This is a genomic window from Paenibacillus mesotrionivorans (assembly GCF_046098205.1).
Taxonomy (GTDB): domain Bacteria; phylum Bacillota; class Bacilli; order Paenibacillales; family NBRC-103111; genus Paenibacillus_AR; species Paenibacillus_AR mesotrionivorans.
On sequence record NZ_JBJURJ010000026.1, the window covers coordinates 16284 to 34423 of the forward strand.

Annotated in this window: 18 protein-coding genes and 1 riboswitch; of the genes, 17 read left to right on the forward strand and 1 reads right to left on the reverse strand. The window is 53.9% G+C overall.

Annotation, left to right across the window (positions count from 1 at the left end; all coding sequences use genetic code 11):
- Positions 1–319 precede the first annotated feature (319 nt).
- Positions 320–518: riboswitch (cyclic di-AMP (ydaO/yuaA leader) on the forward strand.
- 264 nt (positions 519–782) lie between these two features.
- From ACI1P1_RS27830 to ACI1P1_RS27890, 13 genes are all read left to right on the forward strand, one after another.
- Positions 783–1925: a ubiquitin-like domain-containing protein gene (locus ACI1P1_RS27830; RefSeq protein WP_416219826.1), complete on the forward strand. Its 1143-nt coding sequence runs from the start codon at positions 783–785 to the stop codon at positions 1923–1925.
- A gap of 117 nt (positions 1926–2042) precedes the next feature.
- The gene (rnmV, locus tag ACI1P1_RS27835; RefSeq protein ID WP_416219827.1) at positions 2043–2591 is read left to right on the forward strand and encodes a ribonuclease M5; all 549 of its coding nucleotides are present in this window, start codon (positions 2043–2045) and stop codon (positions 2589–2591) included.
- Positions 2588–3484 (forward strand): 16S rRNA (adenine(1518)-N(6)/adenine(1519)-N(6))-dimethyltransferase RsmA, encoded by an 897-nt coding sequence (rsmA, locus tag ACI1P1_RS27840; protein WP_416219828.1) that lies wholly within the window; start codon positions 2588–2590, stop codon positions 3482–3484. The genes rnmV and rsmA overlap by 4 nt, the downstream gene beginning before the upstream one ends.
- Before the next feature lie 118 nt (positions 3485–3602).
- Positions 3603–4460, forward strand: a complete 858-nt coding sequence (yabG, locus tag ACI1P1_RS27845) for a sporulation peptidase YabG (RefSeq protein WP_416219829.1) — start codon at positions 3603–3605, stop codon at positions 4458–4460.
- 209 nt (positions 4461–4669) lie between these two features.
- Entirely contained in the window at positions 4670–4945 is a 276-nt protein-coding gene (gene veg / locus ACI1P1_RS27850) for a biofilm formation stimulator Veg (protein WP_416219831.1), read from the forward strand.
- Positions 4946–5090: 145 nt separating this feature from the next.
- Positions 5091–5291, forward strand: a complete 201-nt coding sequence (locus ACI1P1_RS27855) for a small, acid-soluble spore protein, alpha/beta type (protein WP_416219832.1) — start codon at positions 5091–5093, stop codon at positions 5289–5291.
- A gap of 156 nt (positions 5292–5447) precedes the next feature.
- Positions 5448–6320: a 4-(cytidine 5'-diphospho)-2-C-methyl-D-erythritol kinase gene (gene ispE / locus ACI1P1_RS27860; RefSeq protein ID WP_416219833.1), complete on the forward strand. Its 873-nt coding sequence runs from the start codon at positions 5448–5450 to the stop codon at positions 6318–6320.
- Positions 6321–6459: 139 nt separating this feature from the next.
- The gene (gene purR, locus ACI1P1_RS27865; RefSeq protein WP_416219834.1) at positions 6460–7287 is read left to right on the forward strand and encodes a pur operon repressor; all 828 of its coding nucleotides are present in this window, start codon (positions 6460–6462) and stop codon (positions 7285–7287) included.
- A 62-nt stretch (positions 7288–7349) separates the two neighbouring features.
- On the forward strand, positions 7350–7739 hold the full coding sequence (locus ACI1P1_RS27870; RefSeq protein ID WP_416219835.1) for a RidA family protein: 390 nt from the start codon (positions 7350–7352) through the stop codon (positions 7737–7739).
- A gap of 116 nt (positions 7740–7855) precedes the next feature.
- Positions 7856–8140 carry a septation regulator SpoVG gene (gene spoVG / locus ACI1P1_RS27875; RefSeq protein ID WP_113022039.1) on the forward strand — a complete coding sequence of 95 codons (285 nt, stop codon included), beginning with the start codon at positions 7856–7858 and terminating at the stop codon, positions 8138–8140.
- 97 nt (positions 8141–8237) lie between these two features.
- The gene (gene glmU / locus ACI1P1_RS27880) at positions 8238–9629 is read left to right on the forward strand and encodes a bifunctional UDP-N-acetylglucosamine diphosphorylase/glucosamine-1-phosphate N-acetyltransferase GlmU (RefSeq protein WP_416219836.1); all 1392 of its coding nucleotides are present in this window, start codon (positions 8238–8240) and stop codon (positions 9627–9629) included.
- 505 nt (positions 9630–10134) lie between these two features.
- Positions 10135–11085 (forward strand): ribose-phosphate diphosphokinase, encoded by a 951-nt coding sequence (locus ACI1P1_RS27885; RefSeq protein ID WP_416219838.1) that lies wholly within the window; start codon positions 10135–10137, stop codon positions 11083–11085.
- Between the two features lie 120 nt (positions 11086–11205).
- A complete protein-coding gene (locus ACI1P1_RS27890) occupies positions 11206–11838 on the forward strand; it encodes a 50S ribosomal protein L25/general stress protein Ctc (RefSeq protein WP_416219839.1) in 633 nt (210 codons plus the stop codon).
- A gap of 87 nt (positions 11839–11925) precedes the next feature.
- Here the strand turns inward: ACI1P1_RS27890 and ACI1P1_RS27895 are convergent, their stop codons facing one another.
- Positions 11926–12126: a hypothetical protein gene (locus tag ACI1P1_RS27895; protein ID WP_416219840.1), complete on the reverse strand. Its 201-nt coding sequence runs from the start codon at positions 12124–12126 to the stop codon at positions 11926–11928.
- A gap of 149 nt (positions 12127–12275) precedes the next feature.
- Here ACI1P1_RS27895 and pth point away from each other — a divergent pair, with 149 nt between their 5' ends.
- From pth to ACI1P1_RS27915, 4 genes are all read left to right on the forward strand, one after another.
- Positions 12276–12839, forward strand: coding sequence for an aminoacyl-tRNA hydrolase (pth, locus tag ACI1P1_RS27900; protein WP_416219841.1), 564 nt, complete (start codon positions 12276–12278; stop codon positions 12837–12839).
- A gap of 114 nt (positions 12840–12953) precedes the next feature.
- Positions 12954–13184 (forward strand): anti-sigma-F factor Fin, encoded by a 231-nt coding sequence (locus ACI1P1_RS27905; RefSeq protein WP_416219842.1) that lies wholly within the window; start codon positions 12954–12956, stop codon positions 13182–13184.
- A gap of 288 nt (positions 13185–13472) precedes the next feature.
- The gene (gene mfd / locus ACI1P1_RS27910) at positions 13473–16985 is read left to right on the forward strand and encodes a transcription-repair coupling factor (protein WP_416219885.1); all 3513 of its coding nucleotides are present in this window, start codon (positions 13473–13475) and stop codon (positions 16983–16985) included.
- Positions 16969–18030 carry a peptidylprolyl isomerase gene (locus ACI1P1_RS27915; RefSeq protein WP_416219843.1) on the forward strand — a complete coding sequence of 354 codons (1062 nt, stop codon included), beginning with the start codon at positions 16969–16971 and terminating at the stop codon, positions 18028–18030. Before mfd ends, ACI1P1_RS27915 begins: the two co-directional genes overlap by 17 nt.
- The last annotated feature ends 110 nt before the right edge of the window (positions 18031–18140 follow it).

Below are 18140 nucleotides of genomic sequence, written 5' to 3' on the forward strand. Positions count from 1 at the left end.
TGCTGGAAAAAGTGCGTGGGACAGGGTATGAGGGGAGGTAAACAAACTGTAAATATGATGGGAAATTAGCCCTTCGATGTCAAAATTTTTTGATAATTCTTTCAGGAAAGCAATAAAAAATTCATAATTAAGCCGTCATAAGCCATTGAAATTAAGAAATAAAGAGATAATGGATAAAACGAGTGAGATAATGAGATAAAAAAACCATTTTTAATCGCATACATGGCTAATTTTAACCGATTTATGGACTTTTCGCTATTTACAACTTTAGCCTGAGGCATTAATATACAACACATGATAACTTAATAGTGCTTGCCAAATTTCCAATTCGCTGAGTTTCCATTTTGGAAAACGGGGGAACCGAATGTGAACAGCTTCATGGCTTTGTGGACGGCCTTGAAGTGACGGCACGGTTTTGGGGTGAATCCTTTTGACGGCTGCTTTGCAGCCCGGAGAGGTAGGGCGACTCTTTCGTCCGAATCCGTCAGCTAACCTCGTAAGCGTTGAAGAGAGGATACTTGTCGTGCATTTTTATGCTTAGTTTGCCACGAGAAGATACCTCTTCACGGGGCTATTTATGTTGTTCCCCGTGATATTCATAATTCAACCGCTCATCATATTCGCGAAGGAGGTGCTGCGCGAGGAGCCAGATTCCGGCTGCAGCCTGCTTTGAATGCGAGGAGAATTGGTTTTTAAGCATGAAGTTATAATCAAACCAATAGTCACGTCAAAAGAACCCTGTATCATACCAGACGGCGGACTATGAAGGAGGACCGATTGAAGTGGGCGCTATCCCTGTTCAGGAAACCCATGAAAAACGATCATCCAGCATGGCCTTCGCATTGCGATGGGAGCATGAAAACGGGCGCAGAATTATTATAGCAGCAGCTTTCTCGATCGCCTTAGCCTTCATGTTTTTCATGTTGTTGTACGGTACGGCTACCAAGAGCGTATCCGTAGTGGTGGACGGACAAGAAACCGTGGTTGTAACGCGGCAAGATGTTCTTAAACACCTACTGGATGAAAAAGCAATTTCGTACGGTGAGAATGACCGTATTTCCCTGCCTGTGGATACCAAGCTGCGGAATGGGGACGTCATTGTGCTGAATCACACCTCGCCGGTGCAATTGACTGCCGATGGAAAGACCTTAACGTTGTATACAACCGGAAAGACGGTTGCAGGCGCTTTGGAGGATTTAAATATTGGCACGGACCCGCTGGATAAGATTACTCCTGCACTGGAGGAAAACTTAGGCGCCGGGGAAGAAATCAAGATCGTCCGCGTCACCAAGGAAATCGCTGAGCAGTCGCAGCCGATTGCCTTCGAAACGGTGAAGCAGAATGACAGCAACCTGCTGAAGGGCAAGGAAGAGGTTGTTCAGGACGGCGTAGAAGGAACCAAGGTTATCAAAACAGAAAAGGTTTACGAGGATGGCGTTTTGGTAGCGGAGAACAAGGTGGACGAAACGATTGCCGCCGAAAGCGTCAGCAAGGTGGTAGCCGTGGGCACCAAGGCTCCGGTGGTAACCGTGTTAAGCGCAAGCTCTCCCAATATGGATGAAGTCACCAAGAACGGGGTAAACTTTGGCTATAAGAAGATCTTGAACAATGTGACCTTGACGGCATATTCTGCCGGCGTGGCCTCCACAGGCAAGGATGAGGACCACCCGCAATACGGTGTGACCTCCAGCGGCACGACTGTAACCGAGGGCCGTACCATTGCTGTGGACAAAAGTGTGATTCCCATGGGCTGGTGGGTCTATATCGAAGGCATCGGCTTCCGCCGTGCCGAGGATACAGGCAGCGCCATTAAGGGCAATAAGATCGACGTATACTTCGACAGCAATGCGTATGCCAACAAGTTTGGCACCAAGCGAGGTTATACGGTGTATGTGATTGGTCCGAAAAAGCCGGTTACCGACTAACGGGTTTGGATCTGTCCGGCTAGGGCTTGTTCCAAGTGGATACCTTTCGAGAAGAGGCTGCCGGCCTCTTCTCTTCCTGTTTATTAAGACGAAGCGGCGAAGGGAAAAGTTGCGTCTATGCTAAAAGAAATTATTGTGGTGGAGGGTAAATCCGATACGGCGGCTATAAAGCGTGCCGTGGAGGCCGAGACCATTGAAACCGGCGGCTCCGCTATCAATCAGGCCGTCTACGAAAAGATCCGTCTGGCCTTGAAGCGCAGGGGTGTTATTATCTTCACCGATCCCGATCATGCAGGAGAACGGCTGCGGCGGCTGATTACCGCTCGCTTTCCGGGATGCAAGCAGGCTTTCCTGAGCCAGGAGGAAACCACCAAAAACGGCGATGTGGGCATTGAGAACGCAACCCCGGAGATGATCCGCAAGGCGCTGGAAAACCTGAAAACAGACTATCAGTCGGCCGAATCGGAAATCACCCAGGATGATCTGATGGACGCAGGACTTTTGGTTCATCCGGATGCGGCAGCCCGGCGGGAAGCGATGGGGCGCCTGCTCGGGATTGGCTATGCCAACGGTAAGCAATTCTTAAAAAGATGCCAGATGTTTCAAATCACACGGAAAGAATTCGAAGAAGCGCTGAAGCTTTTTCGTGAAGAGGGCTTCCAATGACAAAACCCCATTCCCCTGCGGATGTGGCATCTCCGGCCAGAACGAAGGATGTCCTTGGCCGATACGGTATTACTGCCAAGAAAAGCCTTGGCCAAAATTTTCTCGTAGATCTCAATATCCTGGGCAATATCGTGAATGCGGCTGAATTGGACGAGTCCAAGGGAGCCTTGGAAATCGGCCCCGGACTGGGGGCTCTGACCCAGCAATTGGCTAAACGTGCGGGACGTGTGGTGGCAGTGGAGCTGGACCAGCGGATGCTGCCTGTTCTGGAGGAAACGCTGTCGGCCTACGGCAATGCGTCTGTGGTTCATGGGGATATTCTGAAGGTGGATCTGGATGATTTGTTCCAGCGTTACTTCGCGGATGTGAAGGGTGTCAGCGTGGTGGCCAACCTGCCCTATTATGTGACTACGCCTATTGTCATGCGACTTTTGGAGGAGCATATCCCCCTGGAGAACATCGTGGTGATGATCCAGAAGGAAGTGGCGGACCGGATGGCGGCCAAACCCGGCACCAAGGATTACGGCAGCCTGAGCATCGCTGTGCAGTATTATTGCGAGCCCCAGGTAGTGGCCATTGTTCCCCGCACCGTCTTCATCCCCCAGCCCAACGTGGACTCCGCCGTGATCCGGCTGCGGCTGCGCAAGGCTCCGCCTGTCCAGGTATCGGATGAAGAGCTGTATTTTCAGGTGGTGCAGGCCTCCTTTACCCAACGGAGGAAAACCATCTTTAATAATCTTTTAACCCGGTTCTTCGGGAAAGAAACCCGGCATCTTCTGGAGCAAGCGCTGGAGAAGGCCGGAATCGATCCTATACGCCGCGGTGAGACGTTGAGCCTCGAAGAGTTCGCGCGCCTTACGGAAGCCCTCCAGGAGGCCGGAATCAGCGTTTAAGCGCATTTACTCCCCTTGCCGGCACCCGGCGGGGGAGTTTTTGCTTGAATTCCTGATTTGCACCGCACCAAACGCCCAGTCCTGCCATACGATACATCGTGAGGAGGGGATAGGCGCAATGAAGCAAGGCGATCTGGTGGTACGGAAATCCTATGGCGGTGACGTCATTTTTAAAATTCAAGATTTTTCATATCAGACTGCGCTGCTCCGGGGGGTAGATGTGCGGCTTCTGGCGGATGCGTCCGTCGCGGACTTGAGTCCTGCGCCCGAGAACCGCATCGCCCGCCATGAGGAGGATATGCAGCAGCGGTGCACCGAAATGCGCAGCGTGATGACGAAAAGCCTGCCCCAGCCGGTCAAGCAGGCGGCTCCCGCCGCAAGAAGCGGCCGCCAGTCCTCCGGGCATTTCGAGGTGCCGGGCAAGGTGCTCCACTTGGATGGGGACCCCAATTATCTGCGCAAAAGCATGGGGCTCTACGGGGATCTTCGTGTGCCGGCGGAAGGCATCTATGTGCCGGAGCAGAACATGGCGGAGGTTTTGACCCGGCTCCTGCCCCAGGTGCATCCGGATATCGTGGTGATTACCGGGCATGACGGGATTCTCAAGGATGTGAAGGATGAAGATACGCAGAGTCTGTCCAGCTATAAAAACTCCCAGAACTTCGTAAATGCGGTCCGCACGGCCCGGAAGTATGAGCGCAACCGGGATGCCCTGGTTATTATTGCGGGAGCCTGCCAATCCCATTTTGAAGCACTGCTGCAGGCCGGAGCCAATTATGCCAGCTCTCCGGGGCGGGTGCTGATCCATGCATTGGATCCGTTGTACATCGCTGCCAAGGTGGCGTTTACCCCCATCAAGGATACCGTCCAGATGGCGGATATCCTCCAGCATACCATGAGCGGTTTGGAGGGGCTTGGAGGAATCGATACCCGCGGCAGCTACCGCCTGGGAATTCCGGGCTTTAAAACATACTGAACGTCCGATGCCGTCCGCCTGGTCACCAGGAGGGCGGTTTTTCTTTTTTTGGAAAAGACGGATAAAGGAAACGGGTTCAGGACATATTAAAAACGGGTTATGGGGATTACCATTGACAACTGGTTTTCTTCACTGGTATAATATTTGGCTTCATTTGACAAGATGGACAATCTGAGGTATAATGGGGTAGAAAGAGGTGGTAGTAGTCCATGGCTAAAAATGCGCTTTTGGAGATCAAACGTACCATGGAAACACATGTGGGACAGAAGATTACTCTCCGCGCCAACGGCGGCCGGAGGAAAACCATTGAACGTTCAGGTGTGCTTGAAGAAACCTACCCTTCTGTATTTATTGTCAAGCTGGACCAGGACCAGCAAAGCTTCAAACGAGTTTCCTACAGCTACGCGGACATTCTGACAGAGACAGTGGAAGTGACTGTCTGCAATGAGGATGGCCAGATGCGGGTTACATACATTCAGGGGTAACCCTGCGAGACCGCCGCAAGCCTCCGGTGATTTTTGCCGGAGTTTCTTTTTTTGTTTCATAAACATCAAATACCTGCGGCTAAAACCGGCTCTGTCTGCGCATCCTACCGGTAAAGACGAATGAAACCCAAGGAGGGATTGTGAAATGGGCAGAAGGCGCCGCGGGGTTATGTCGGAGCAGCTGAAGTACGAGTTGGCGAAGGATTTGGGCTTTTACAATACTGTCCAGCGGGAAGGCTGGGGCGGCATCACCACCAAGGATGCGGGAAATATGGTGAAGCGGGCCATCCAGATGGCCGAGCAGGCAGCCAAGGCACAAGGACAGGGCCAGCCACCGGGAAGATAATCGCGAACCGAATAGAGCAGCCATACAAGCCGGGGCGTTTTATACGCCTCGGCTTTATTTGAAACCCGCCCGATGCACGCCAGATGCTTTTCCCAACGGGGTTTGCTATAATATGTAAAGTTGGATCAGGCCGTTATTGAAAGTAGGTGCAGCCTTGTGCGAGTGATGGAAAAAGCTTCAGCCAAAATCAATCTTACCCTGGACGTGCTGCATAAGCGGCCGGACGGTTATCATGAAGTAGAAATGATTATGACGATGGTGGACCTGGCGGACCGGATCGAAATGAAAGAGCTGGACCGGGATGCCATCATTATCTCCAGCCAGGCGGGGTATATTCCGCTGGATGAGAAGAACCTTGCCTTTCAGGCAGCCAGATTGATCAAGGACCGATATGATGTGAAGCAAGGGGTCTATATTCATTTGGATAAAAAAATTCCGGTGGCAGCCGGTCTTGCCGGAGGAAGCAGCGATGCGGCGGCTACGCTTCGGGGGCTGAACCGCCTGTGGCGGCTGGGCATCACCGACGGGGAGCTTCGTACGCTGGGAGCCGAGCTGGGATCAGACGTGCCTTTCTGTGTAACCGGCGGCACCGCAATTGCCCGCGGACGCGGCGAAAAGCTGGAGTTTATCGATTCCCCGCCCCAATGCTGGGTGGTGCTGGCCAAGCCCCCCATCAATGTGTCTACCGCAGATGTGTACGGCAAGCTGAATGCCTCCCGGATTGCGAAGCATCCGGACACGGCGGCTGTAGCGGAGGCTATCCGGAGCAAGGATTACCACAGCCTGTGCGACGGCTTGGGCAATGTTTTGGAAGAGGTTACATTATCCTTGTATCCGGAGGTTAGGCAGCTGAAGAACTGCATGGAGCGCCTGGGTGCGGATGGAGTGCTGATGTCCGGGAGCGGTCCTACGGTTTTTGCCCTTTGCTCCAAGGAAAAAAAGGCACAGCGGATCTACAACGGGCTTCGCGGCTTCTGCAAGGAAGTCTATGCGGTGAGGATGCTGACCGGGGAGCATGCCGCCCCCTAATCCGAAATGCAGAAGGATGTTAGCTGCATGTAAGAAACAATTTCATTGGGAACTTGAATAAATACGGACATAAATGATATATTCTCATTATAATATTCGGATTTGAGTGTGGATATGATCCGCAATCGGGGGTGCATGCATGAAAAAATTAAAGCGAAGCGCAAGATTGGTAGAAATGACGCAATACTTGCTGTTTCGCCCCCATACGTTGATTCCGCTGACAACCTTTGCTGAGCGATACAATTCAGCCAAGTCGTCCATCAGCGAGGATTTGGCCATCATCAAGGAAGTGTGTGAATCAGAAGGGCTGGGAGATCTCCTTACATTGGCTGGAGCCGCCGGCGGTGTGAAGTTTATTCCGAAGGTCTCCAAGGCCCAGTCGGAGATCTTCATGGTGGATATATGCAGACAGCTGGAGCAGCCGGAGCGGGTTCTGCCGGGCGGATATATGTATATGTCCGATCTGTTGGGCCGTCCGATGATTCTGAATGAAATTGGCAAGATGTTTGCAACCGCTTTTGCCGGACGGGATATCGATGTGGTTATGACGGTAGAAACCAAGGGAATTCCGCTTGCTTATGCCACGGCTACGTTCCTGAACCTGCCGGTGGTGATTGTGCGCCGGGACAACAAGGTGACGGAAGGCTCCGCCGTAAGCATTAACTACGTGTCGGGCTCCAACAAGCGGATCCAGACCATGTCTCTCTCTAGACGGGCGTTGAAGGAAGAAGCCAAGGTATTGATTATCGACGACTTCATGCGTGCAGGCGGCACCATTCACGGTATGATGGATCTGTTGTCGGAGTTCCGGGCGACAGTGAAGGGTGTTGGCGTGTTCGTGGATTCCGATGAGGTGGAAGAGCATTTGGTGGAGGATTATATCTCCCTTGCCCGTCTGACCCATGTGGATTCGCGCAGCAAGCAGGTGAAGGTGGTCTTGGGTAATTATTTTGAATCGGATCAGTAAACGGCATCGTGGGTGATGAATCCGCCTTGCCGGCTGGCCGCCGGAAGGAGACAAGCATTGTTATGGTCAAAATTGTTGCGACGGCAGAAGCTCCTGCCGCTATCGGGCCGTATTCCCAGGCCGTAATCGCAGGCGATATGGTGTATACCTCGGGGCAGATTCCCCTCCGCGCGGACGGGACCCTTCTGGAGGGGGGTATTGCCGAGCAGGCCGAGCAGGTGCTGAAGAACCTGGAGGCTGTGCTTCGGGAAGCCGGGTCGGGGTTAACCCAAGTGGTTAAAACCACCGTGTTTCTGAAGGACATGAACCTGTTTGCAGAGTTCAACGAAATGTACGGTTCCTTCTTCAAGGATCATAAGCCGGCACGCTCTACTGTAGAGGTTGCACGCCTGCCGAAGGATGTTCTTGTCGAAATAGAATGCATCGCGTTGAGAAATGTCGAAATAGTTTAAGTTGTATAAATATTTTTAAAAAAACCTTTTTTTTAAGCACAAAAAAGAAGGATTTTCCCAGCTGTTGTGGAAATATACAGCAAGTCCTGCTTAAAAAAAAGGTGGTGAACGTAAACGTGCAAATTACTGATGTCAGACTCCGCCGCGTGAATTCCGAAGGAAGAATGAAGGCCATCGCCTCCATTACCATCGACAACGAATTCGTCGTGCACGACATTCGCGTTATTGACGGAAATAACGGAATGTTCGTTGCTATGCCCAGCAAGCGGACTCCCGACGGAGAGTTTCGGGATATCGCTCATCCCATCTCTTCCGCCACCCGGGAAAAAATTCAGGCAGCCGTTCTGGCTGAGTACGAAAGAGCCGCTGTCGAGGAAGAAGTCATGGAAGAGGGAGCATAAAATAACCGCATTTTCCGTGGGAGCCTCCGGGGCTCTCTTTTCTTTTGCCGGAAAGTAGGATATATTCATATTGGAATTTATGATGGAGATGATAAATTTGAACATACTCAGTATTGTCCTGGCAGCGGGTAAGGGCAAACGGATGAAGTCGAAGCTGTACAAGGTGCTTCACCCTGTTTGCGGCCAGCCGATGGTCGGCCATGTTCTGGATGCCGTTGAAGGGCTCGGCGCTTCCCGCAATGTGGTTGTGGTTGGCCATGGCAGCGAAACGGTCAAGTCTTATTTGGGCAGCCGGGCGGAGTTTGTGATGCAGGAAGAGCAGCTGGGAACCGGTCACGCTGTGCTCCAGGCAGCTCCTTTGCTGGAGAAAGAGGAAGGCATCACGGTTGTTGTCTGCGGTGATACTCCGCTGGTGATGGAGGAAACCCTGCGCAAGATGATTGAGGTGCATGGGCAGTCCGGAGCTGCGGCCACTGTGCTGACTGCGGAGCTGTCAGACCCCACCGGATACGGCCGGGTGGTCCGCAGCGGTGACGGCCAGGTTATGGGCATCGTGGAGCAGAAGGATTGTACGCCGGAGCAGGCTTTGGTGAAGGAGATCAACACCGGCACGTACTGCTTCGACAACCAGAAGCTGTTTGCGGCATTGGGCAGGGTGACCAACAACAATGCGCAAAATGAGTATTATCTCACGGATGTGATCCGGATTCTGCAGGAGGACGGACATAAGGTAGCGGCTTGGCAGACAACGGATCCGGCTGAAGCCATCGGAGTAAATGACCGGGTGGCGTTGTCGGAAGCGGAGCGGCTGATGCGGGAGCGCCTTGTCCGCCGTCTGATGCTCGACGGTGTGACGGTAACGGACCCCTCCCATACGTATGTGGAGAAGGGTGTGTCTATCGGTGCGGATACGGTGCTGCTCCCCGGCTGTGTGCTGAAGGGCAAAACCGTCATCGGTGAGGACTGCGTCATCGGACCCAATGTGGAAATGACCGACTCCGTGGTGGGCAACGGTGTGCACATCAAACAATCCGTACTGCTGGAAGCCAAAACCGGCAATGATGTGAATATCGGGCCGTTCGCGTATCTGCGTCCAGGCGCGGATCTGGCGGATGGTGTGAAGGTTGGGGACTTTGTAGAAATTAAGAACGCCGTTATCGGGGAAGGCAGCAAGGTGCCTCATCTGAGCTATGTCGGAGATGCCACTGTGGGCAGCCATACCAATATCGGGTGTGGTGTCATTACAGCCAACTACGACGGCTTCAACAAATCCCGTACGGAAATCGGCAGCAATGCCTTTATTGGCAGCAATGTGAATTTGATTGCGCCGGTGCGGGTTGGGGACGGTGCGTTTGTGGTTGCGGGCTCCACCATTACCCATGAGGTGCCCGACAATGATCTGGCTATCGCCCGGGTGCGCCAGGTGAATAAGGAAGGTTATGCCGAAAAGCTGCGCAACAAGTTCAAGGCCAAGAAGGAAAAGAAGTAGGCCTTTGCCGGTCGTGCGCCGCATCGGATGAGTATTATAGGGAGCAGAATGAGTTGGAATTTGGATCAAATACAGGATGTATTCCCATTATAATAGCTCAGTAGCAATATTATCCTGTGGCCTTGCCGGAATCGGAGAGGCTATAATGCAAATGTGCAGTTAATTTGTCCCAAAGGAGTTCTTTTTATGGGCTGTAACTGCAAAAATGCAGTTAATGGGGGCTATTTTCCCGGAAACGGCAGGTTGTGGGGAGAATAACTGCACTTTTGCAGTTGAACCCCGGCTGGTCAGACAATCTGCTTTGATTACCTGCACTTTTGCAGTTCGTTCTTTTTTGGGAACATCGGTTTGGTCCTGTTGTAGTGGTAGTTACGCTTAGGAAGCCGGCTTCCCTAAAGGGAAGCCCAGCTAAAGCTTACGATGCCAGTTTTTGCCCCAGCAAAAACTCAAGATTACGCTTACGAAGCCGGCTTCCCTAAAGGGAAGCCCTTAGGAGGAACTGTTTGTGTCATACTTAGATCCGAAGTTGAAGATTTTTACCTGTAACTCCAATCCCAAGCTGGCGGAGGAAATTGCCTCCTACATCGGGGTATCCTTGGGCGATTCTGAAGCGCTGCAATTCGCTGATGGTGAAGTGCGCATCAAGCTGAATGAAAGTGTGCGGGGCTGCGATGTATTTGTTATCCAGTCCACCTGTCTGCCCGTCAATGATAACCTGATGGAGCTGCTGGTTATGGTGGACGCCTTGCGCCGCGCCTCCGCCAACAGCATCAACGTGGTGATTCCGTACTACGGCTACGCGCGGCAGGACCGGAAAGCCCGTTCCCGCGACCCCATCACCGCCAAGCTGGTGGCGAAGATGATCGAAACCGCCGGTGCGGACCGGGTAATCAGCATGGATCTGCATGCGACACAAATTCAGGGCTTCTTCGATATTCCTGTGGATCATCTATTGGGCAACCCGATCCTCGGCAAGTATTTCCGCAACAAGGCTCTCCCCAATATTACCGTTGTTTCCCCCGACCATGGCGGCGTTGTGCGCGCCCGCAGATTGGCGGATTATTTGTCTGCGCCTCTGGCCATTATCGACAAACGCCGTCCGGAGCCGAATGTCTCCGAAGTGATGAATATCATCGGCGACATCAAGGGCCGTACCGCCATCCTGGTGGACGATATCATCGATACCGCCGGCACCATGGTTTTGGCCGCCAACGCCTTGATGGAATACGGCGCGACGGACGTATATGCCTGCTCCACCCACCCGGTATTGTCCGGACCGGCCATGGAGCGTATTGCCAATTCCCCGTTGAAGGAATTGGTGGTGACCAACACTATCCCGCTGCATCACACCAATCCTTCGGAGAAGATCCGGGTGCTGTCCGTGGCGCCGACCATCGGCGAGGCGATTATCCGGATTCACGAGCAGCTGCCTATCAGCAAGCTGTTTGAGGAATAATTTAACGCATCTGGTCCATCAAGGGTTGGAATCCTTCCAAAACGGGCAATCTAGTGAAAGACGCACAGGAAAAAAGCGGCTTAACCTGAAATCCGTTTAAGGGAGGCTCTACCAACAATTATGGCGATATCATTGCAGGCTCAAACCAGAGGCAATCTAACTAAATCCGGAGTAAAGCATCTCCGCTCCTCCGGCAGTGTGCCGGGTGTGGTATACGGCAAGACAATCGGCTCCGTCCTGGTTACAGTAGATAACCGGGAGCTGTCTTCGCTTTTGCGATCCCATGCCAACGGGATTATCGAGCTGGAGCTGGGCTCTTCAGGCAAACAGACGGTGATGATCCAGGATGTGCAGCGGGACCCGTTGAACAGCAATCTGCTGCATATTGATTTTCACCAGATCAATATGAATGAGCCGGTCCGCACCGAGGTTACCCTGGACTTCGTTGGCGACTCCAAGGGTGAAGAGGAAGGCGGCATGCTGCAGATTCAGCTTCACCAGGTGGAGGTGCGCTGTCTTCCGGCCGCAATCCCTGCCTCCATTGTGGTGGATGTGACCCGGCTGGATATGGGAGATACCATTACCGCCGGAGAATTGCAGATGCCGGCAGGGGTGGAGCTCAAAACCCATAAGGATGAAGTGGTGGTGACGATTCTGGCGCCGCAGAAGGAAGTGGAGGAGACTCCGGCAGAGCCAACCGCAAAGGATGCGGCTCCTGCCAAAGCTGCCAAAAATGCGGAGCCGGTTACCTAACACCAGGTTCTCTCATAAGCAAAATGGAGCGGGCGCAGTACGCGTCCGCTCTTTTGTGTTAGGCCGAGCTTCTCCGTCTGTTGGCTGCTAGTAGCCCGGTCTGGATACAAAACGGTAGACGCCTCGGGTGTAATATACCGGACCGATCCGGATAAAGTGCGGCGAGATACCGCTTACAAAACCAATGTCCGCATGTTGGGCCCCCAGATAAACTTGCACGGGGATTTCATGCTCCATATGGTGAAGAAAGTGAATATCCTGGGTCAGAATCTGACCGAAGAGGTACATAGGCGGATGCTCCTTCGGAGGAGTATGTTGACAAAGTAGGGCCCACAGGAAAGACAAAGCCAAAGGGAATATAGTTTGCGGCTTACCGAAATTATTTTTTTCGTGCGGATTTGCTATAATCGAAGGATGTACGAGAGGAGCGATACAGAATGAAATGGTTTGTTGGTTTGGGGAATCCGGGCAGGGAGTATGAGAGCACCCGGCATAATATTGGCTTCATGGCCGTTGACCGCATGGCGGCGGAGTGGGGATTATCCTGGAAATCCGTCTCCAAGTGCAAGGGATTGGTGGCGGAAGGGATGGTGCAGGGTGAAAAGGTAGCGCTGCTCAAGCCGCAAACCTACATGAACCTGTCAGGGGAAGCCGTGCGCGGGTTTATGGATTTTTATAAGGCCAGCCTTGCGGATATGGTCCTGCTCTATGATGATATGGATACCCCCTTCGGCCAAATCCGGCTGCGGTATCAGGGAAGTGCGGGAGGCCATAACGGGATCAAGTCCATTATCGCCCATACCGGTACCCAAACCTTCAACCGCATCCGCATCGGCATTTCCCGGCCGCCTGCAGGCTACGATATCGTCCAATATGTGTTGGCCGGCTTCCGCAAGGAGGAGGTTAAGGAAATTCCTTTGATTCTGGAGCGGGTTGGTGAGGCGATGACCCATACCTTCACCGCCACCTTCGAGCAAACCATGGCCAAATTCAACGGCTAATTCACCTTAATCCCTGGGAGCCTTCTCATAAAATGGCTCTAATCCGGACATACTGGAGGATAACGTGCAGACCTGGCACAAAAACCGGTATGGCTGGAAAGGGGAACTGCTGTTATGGATGTTCGGTATGTGTGCCCGCATTGCGGCACGGAGGTGGGCCGGTTAAACGGCAGCCATCTTACGGAGGCGCAGTTGGGCTTCCATTCCTTGACCCTCGAAGAGCGGAGCGATATAATAGCTTATAGCGTGAACGGAGACGTAACCGTCAAGGTAACCTGCGATTACTGTAAGCAGGCTCTGGAGACGAATCCCGAGCTGATGCTGGTTGCCAATCCGCTGCAGTAAGCAAAGTGATGAAGAGGCCTTGGTGGATGAAGCCCAAGGCTTTTTTTACCGGTAAGAAGCCTCGCGCTTCTGGCTGTATAAGGGAAGATGCCCGATTACATACGGGCGGCCGCACGGCGCCGGAAGGGCGCCTTTCAGCCGTTTCTTCCCTGAACATGGACAATAAACGGCAAAAGGAACGGCGTTGACCTAAACGCCGTTCGTTGTGTATCCATCCGCTGCCCGTGCTCATTGGCATGGGCGGCTCTTGCATGGGGATAAGGAGTTGGTCCGGTGTTACAGGCTTTGATGAGTGCTTTTTCACAAGATACGGATTTCCGGTCGATCCTGGCCGGGTTGGAGAATGGACTGCATGAGCAGATTATATCCGGCCTGTCCGGCTCCGCCCGCCAAATGGCCATTGCCGCTCTCTCGGAGGAGATGAAGCGGCCAATTGTGGTTTTAACCCATAACATGTATGCTGCCCAGAAGATTACCGAGGACCTGGCGGAATGCCTCTCCTCCGACCAGGTGGCGCTGTTCCCCGTCCAGGAGCTGCTTGTGGCCGAGATGGCCGCGCAGAGCCCGGAGATGCTGGCCCGCCGTATTGACGCCTTGATGCGCCTGGCCTCAGGCTTCCGCGGCGTATTGGTGGTGCCTTACGCAGGGCTGCGCAAGCTGCTGCCGCCGCAGGCGGTGTTTGCGGAGGCGCGGATAACCATACGGCTCGGTGACAGGGTACAGCTGGAAGGGCTCCTCAAGCGCCTCTCTGCAATGGGCTACGAGCGCAATGACAAGGTGGAGAATAAAGGGGAAATGAGCGTCCGGGGCGGGATTCTGGATTTCTTCCCCATGACCGCCCCCAACCCAATTCGGGTGGAGTTCTTCGATGACGAGGTGGATTCCATCCGCACCTTCGATGCCACCGAGCAGCGGTCTCTCGAGAAGCTGGAGCAGGTGGAGATTGTGCCGTGCCGCGAGATTTTGGCCGACGGTAAGCGGTTGCAGAGTGCATCCCAGCATGCCTACGAGCTCCTTCAAGCCCAGCTCGGCAAGATGAATGACCGGAGCGCCAAGCAGAAGCTGCAGGAAGAGCTGATGCATGAGATTGAGCTGCTCCGGCAGGAGCAATTTTTCCCGGGAATCGCCAAGTATATCTCCCTTCTCTATCCGGAACGGGAGACCCTCTTGGATCAGCTGCCCAAGGATACCATCCTCGTCGTTGATGAGCCTAGCCGCATCGTGGAAACCGCCAAGCAGCTGGAGCGGGATGAAGCTGAGTGGATGACCAGCATGCTGCAGGAGGGCAAGTGCCTGCCTGCGTTTGTCATGTCCAAAACCTATGATTCGCTGCTGTTCCGCAAGCCATTTCCCACTGTGTATCTGAGCTTGTTCCTGCGCCAGGTCCATGGCACCCAGCCGCAGAACATCGTCAACATGGTGTGCCGTTCCATGCAGAGCTTCCACGGCCAGATGAATGTGCTCAAGTCCGAGATGGAGCGCTGGAAAAAGACGGGGGCCAAGGTTATTCTCCTGGCGCAGGGCCAGGAGCGTCTGGACCGGGTGCGCCGCGTCCTTCAGGACTACCATATCGAGGAGCCCCAGCTGCTGGACGGCAACCTCCAGGCAGGCTTTGAGCTGCCGGCAGTGAGGCTGGTGGTGATTACCGAAGGCGAGCTGTTCACTCAGAAGCAGCGGAAGGTCCGGAAGATCGACAAAAAGCTGGAGAATGCCGAACGGATCAAGAGCTACCAGGAGCTGAAGGTGGGCGATTATGTTGTCCACGTCAATCACGGGATCGGGAAATATGTAGGCATCGGCACGCTTGAAATTAACGGAATCCATAAGGACTATATTCACATTTTATATGCCGGGGGCGACAAACTCTCCGTTCCCATCGAGCAGATCGACCTGATCCAGAAGTACATCGGCGCAGATGAAGGCAAGGAGCCGAAGATCTACAAGCTGGGCGGCACGGATTGGAATAAGGTCAAAACCAAGGCCCGCTCCGCCGTTCAGGATATTGCCGACGATCTGATCAAGCTGTATGCTGACCGCCAGGCGCGGCCCGGCTACGGCTTCAGCAAGGATACGCCGTACCAGAAGGATTTCGAGGGGATGTTCCCCTACGAGGAAACTCGGGATCAGGCCCGGGCCATCGACGAAATCAAGGTGGATATGGAGCGCAGCCGCCCCATGGACCGTCTGCTGTGCGGTGACGTGGGCTACGGCAAAACCGAAGTGGCCATCCGGGCGGCCTTCAAGGCGGCCATCGACGGCAAGCAGGTAGCGGTGCTGGTGCCGACCACCATTCTTGCGCAGCAGCATTATGAAACCTTCCGTGAGCGGTTCTCCGGCTTCCCCTTCCATATCCAGGTGCTTTCCCGCTTCCGCTCCAAGAAGGAGCAGAACGAAACGATCAAGGGCATCAAAAACGGCACCGTTGATATTGTCATCGGCACCCACCGTCTGTTGTCTGCGGATATGATCTTCAAGGACTTGGGCCTCCTCATCGTGGATGAGGAGCAGCGCTTCGGCGTGGCGCACAAGGAGAAGCTGAAGCGGCTGAAATCCAATGTGGATGTGCTGACGCTGACAGCTACCCCTATCCCGCGGACGCTGCATATGTCTATGCTGGGTGTGCGGGATCTGTCGGTTATTGAGACGCCGCCGGAAAACCGCTTCCCCGTACAAACCTATGTGGTGGAGCATAGCAATTCCCTGACCCGTGAGGCCATCGAACGGGAATTGGCCCGCGAGGGCCAGGTGTATTATCTGTACAACCGGGTGCAGGGCATCCAGCAGATCGCCGACCAGATTACCATGCTGGTGCCAGACGCCCGGGTGGCGGTAGCCCATGGCCAGATGGGCGAGCAGGAGCTGGAGAAAACCATCCTGGATTTCTTGGACGGGGAGTTCGATGTGCTGGTCAGCACCAGCATTATCGAAACCGGTGTGGACATCCCCAACGTCAACACCCTGATCGTCCATGACGCCGACAAAATGGGGCTGTCCCAGCTCTACCAGCTGCGGGGCCGGGTAGGGCGCTCCAACCGGATCGCGTATGCGTATTTTACCTACCAGCGGGATAAAATGCTTACGGAGGTGGCCGAAAAGCGTCTGCAGGCGATCAAGGAGTTTACGGAGCTGGGGTCCGGCTTCAAAATCGCCATGCGGGACTTGTCCATCCGCGGCGCAGGCAATCTTCTGGGGGCGGAGCAGCACGGCTTTATCGCTTCCGTAGGCTTTGACCTGTATTCCCAGATGCTCACTGAGGAAATCAAGAAGCGCAAGGTGGAGCTGGGGGAGGAGCCGGAGGAGAAACGTGTCTTCTCGACACAAATCGAGATGCAGCTTGACGCCTATTTACCGTCGGATTATATTTATGACAGTATGCAAAAAATAGAAATCTATAAGAAAGTGGCTACAGCCGTCAGCCTGGACGAGGTGGCGGATATTGAGGAGGAGCTGGTTGACCGGTTCGGGGATATCCCTGACGCTGTCAAACATCTGCTTACCGTGGCCCGTCTGCGGATTTACGGCTCCGAGTACCGGATCGAAACCATCCGGCAGCGCGGAGACGATGTGGAAATTCTCTTCTCGGGCAATATGGCCGAGCAGGTGGATCAGAAGAAGCTTGCGGTCAGCCAGCAGGCCTTCGAGAACCGGATCCGGCCTGTGCCCGGTTCCCCGAACATGATGATTATGAAGGGCAAAGGTTTGACGCCGGAGCAGTCCATCGGTATGTTGGAACGGTTTCTGGTACAATATAAGGAAGCTCTAAAACCGAAAGGGGAACTGGAGAATGTTTCAAATTCTTAAGAACGCCCGCTTGCCCAAAGCGGCTTTGGCTGTCATGTTGGGTGCGGCTTTGATTGTCAGCGGCTGCGGCAAGAAGGAAGGCGACAAAACCGTTGTCGCTACCTATACAGGCGGGGAAATTACGCAAACGGAGCTGACCCAGTTCCACAGTATTTTCTTCTCCCAGTACGGGGATATGGCCGGCAGTCCGGAAATGCAGGAGTACCTGCTGAAGCAGCTGGCTACCCTGAAGATCATGGCCGGCAAGGCCTCCGACGACACCAAGAAGGAAGCGGAGAAGGAAGCCAAGGACCAGATCAAGCAAATGGAGGAGTATTACAACTCCCAAGAAAAGGGCGCCTTCGACAAGCAGCTGGAAACTTTGAAGGTTACCAAGAAGGACCTGGAGAAATACGTGACACTAAGCACTACTGTGCTGAAGGATACCAGCGGCAAGGTGACGGACGATCAAATCAAGTCTAATTACGATGCCAAGCTGAAGGAAGATCCCCATGTGTATGACCTGGCATCGGTGGCCCATATTCTGGTTGCGCTGAAGGACCCCAACGACGCCACAGGCACCAAGGAGCTGCGCACCAAGGAGGAAGCCTTGACCCGGATCAATGAGGTCAAAGCCAAGCTGGCAAGCGGAGGCGACTTCGCGGCGCTGGCCAAGGAATATTCCGATGACCCGGGATCCAAGGATAAGGAAGGCAAATACGAAAACCAAAATCCTTCCGTATGGGATCCTGCCTTCAAGGAAGCAGCCATCACCCAGCCGGTAGGCCAGGTAGGCCAGCCCTTCGAGAGCTCCTTCGGTTACCATATTCTCCGTGTGGACAAGCGTGAGGTGCAATCCGTGGACGCAGTGAAGGAAGACATCCGGACGGAAATTGCCGACAAGATGATCGGCGATTTCATCACCAATGATTTGCCCAAGCTGGAATTCAAAATCACTCTTCCGGCAGCCAGTGCAAGTGCGGCAGCCTCCCCTGCGGCATCGGCAGGCGCAGCGGCCTCTCCTGCGGCCAGCACCAGTCCTGCGGCAAGTCCGGCAGCGAAATAAACCATCAACCAACAGCGGTATGGAGCGGAAGCTCTGTGCCGCTTTTTTTGTTTTTAGGTGGAATGCGTTTGTTTCAAATGAATGGTGCTGGCCGCAATCTTTCTAAAACG

Excerpts from the sequence above, each read along its gene's own strand:
- rnmV (WP_416219827.1), top strand. The coding sequence starts at position 2,043 with ATGCTAAAAGAAATTATTGTGGTGGAGGGTAAATCCGATACGGCGGCT.
- rsmA (WP_416219828.1), top strand. The coding sequence starts at position 2,588 with ATGACAAAACCCCATTCCCCTGCGGATGTGGCATCTCCGGCCAGAACG.
- yabG (WP_416219829.1), top strand. The coding sequence starts at position 3,603 with ATGAAGCAAGGCGATCTGGTGGTACGGAAATCCTATGGCGGTGACGTC.
- veg (WP_416219831.1), top strand. The coding sequence starts at position 4,670 with ATGGCTAAAAATGCGCTTTTGGAGATCAAACGTACCATGGAAACACAT.
- ACI1P1_RS27855 (WP_416219832.1), top strand. The coding sequence starts at position 5,091 with ATGGGCAGAAGGCGCCGCGGGGTTATGTCGGAGCAGCTGAAGTACGAG.
- purR (WP_416219834.1), top strand. The coding sequence starts at position 6,460 with ATGAAAAAATTAAAGCGAAGCGCAAGATTGGTAGAAATGACGCAATAC.
- ACI1P1_RS27870 (WP_416219835.1), top strand. The coding sequence starts at position 7,350 with ATGGTCAAAATTGTTGCGACGGCAGAAGCTCCTGCCGCTATCGGGCCG.
- ACI1P1_RS27890 (WP_416219839.1), top strand. The coding sequence starts at position 11,206 with ATGGCGATATCATTGCAGGCTCAAACCAGAGGCAATCTAACTAAATCC.
- ACI1P1_RS27895 (WP_416219840.1), bottom strand. The coding sequence starts at position 12,126 with ATGTACCTCTTCGGTCAGATTCTGACCCAGGATATTCACTTTCTTCAC.
- pth (WP_416219841.1), top strand. The coding sequence starts at position 12,276 with ATGAAATGGTTTGTTGGTTTGGGGAATCCGGGCAGGGAGTATGAGAGC.
- ACI1P1_RS27905 (WP_416219842.1), top strand. The coding sequence starts at position 12,954 with ATGGATGTTCGGTATGTGTGCCCGCATTGCGGCACGGAGGTGGGCCGG.
- mfd (WP_416219885.1), top strand. The coding sequence starts at position 13,473 with ATGAGTGCTTTTTCACAAGATACGGATTTCCGGTCGATCCTGGCCGGG.
- ACI1P1_RS27915 (WP_416219843.1), top strand. The coding sequence starts at position 16,969 with ATGTTTCAAATTCTTAAGAACGCCCGCTTGCCCAAAGCGGCTTTGGCT.